The sequence below is a fragment of the Halococcus morrhuae DSM 1307 genome (assembly GCF_000336695.1).
In the GTDB taxonomy this organism is placed as follows: Archaea; Halobacteriota; Halobacteria; order Halobacteriales; family Halococcaceae; genus Halococcus; species Halococcus morrhuae.
In genome coordinates, this window is sequence record NZ_AOMC01000077.1 from 1 (window position 1) to 1,038 (window position 1,038).

Annotated in this window: 2 protein-coding genes; both read right to left on the reverse strand. The window is 65.5% G+C overall.

Annotated features, from left to right (window positions below; translation table 11 throughout):
- Positions 1 to 248 (reverse strand): hydantoinase/oxoprolinase N-terminal domain-containing protein (locus C448_RS05345; RefSeq protein ID WP_004052425.1); only part of this gene is annotated, 248 nt, incomplete at its 3' end.
- A 202-nt stretch (positions 249 to 450) separates the two neighbouring features.
- A complete protein-coding gene (locus C448_RS05355; RefSeq protein WP_004052428.1) occupies positions 451 to 978 on the reverse strand; it encodes an SHOCT domain-containing protein in 528 nt (175 codons plus the stop codon).
- Positions 979 to 1,038 lie beyond the last annotated feature (60 nt).

The window sequence follows — 1,038 nt, forward strand, 5'->3', positions numbered from 1 at the left end:
AGGAGGGCGTTGACCGAGACGGTCATCCCGTGGGCGAACGAGTCGATCCCTTCGGGAGCAACGGCCGCCTCGGCACAGGCTTTCTCGATGCCTTCGATCACGCCGACGCTCTGATCCTCGGTGCTCGGCACCTTCGTGGTCGTGAGATCGTCGCCGTCGAGGAGAACGACATCGGTGAACGTCCCGCCGACATCGACGCCGAGGCGCACGTCGTGAGCTTCGGCCTTAGGGTGGCTCTCATCGCTCATCGACACACCCCGGCTCCGAGCAGTATCTGAACGTCGAGCCGGACAGCGAAATTACGTCGATCGCGTCGGAAACGGTCGCCGAACAGCGACTTCTCCTCCATGACGGGTTCCAACAGCCGCACGAAGCACACTCTTTCGCCAACGGGCAGGAGTGCCCGACCGTATCCCGAGTAGGAACGTGCCAGTCGGAGCTCGTCGCTGTTCAACGGCTAGAACCGTTCGACGACTCGTCCAAGACGGCCCTGCGCTCGCGCTCGGCACGGACGTCGTCGACCGACTCGGTGGCGACGAGGCGATCGAGTTTGTGCTCGAAGGCCGCCTCGTCGAGTTCGCCGTCGACGTACCGGCGTTTCAGATCGGCGAGGGCCTCCTCGGTCGTCGGCTCCGGCGGCGAGACGAACTCCGAGATGCCGAACCCGTCGACGACGGGATAGCGTTGCTCGATCCGTTCGGCCGCGGTGCCGAACCGCTCGCTTTTCGGGATCGACAGCCGGCGCAGCGCGCTCCACGTGGCAACCACCCCGGAAACCACGACGAGCACCAGCAGGAGTGCGACGATCGGGAGATAGGGGACAGCGAGCTCCGTGAGTACGCTGGCGAGCGCTGTGCCCGCCGCGAGCCCCGAGACGGCGACCAGCCCCGCGTAGCCGAGCACGACGGCCAACAGGACGCTGGCGGCGAGAAACACGATCGACGAGATCGCGAGCGAGTGTCTGCTCAACCAGCCCATGTGAGCCGCTATGAGCGTCGATCACTTATCTTTATCAGCGGGAGCCCACCCATCCGGCGG

Excerpts from the sequence above, each read along its gene's own strand:
- C448_RS05355 (WP_004052428.1), bottom strand. The coding sequence starts at position 978 with ATGGGCTGGTTGAGCAGACACTCGCTCGCGATCTCGTCGATCGTGTTT.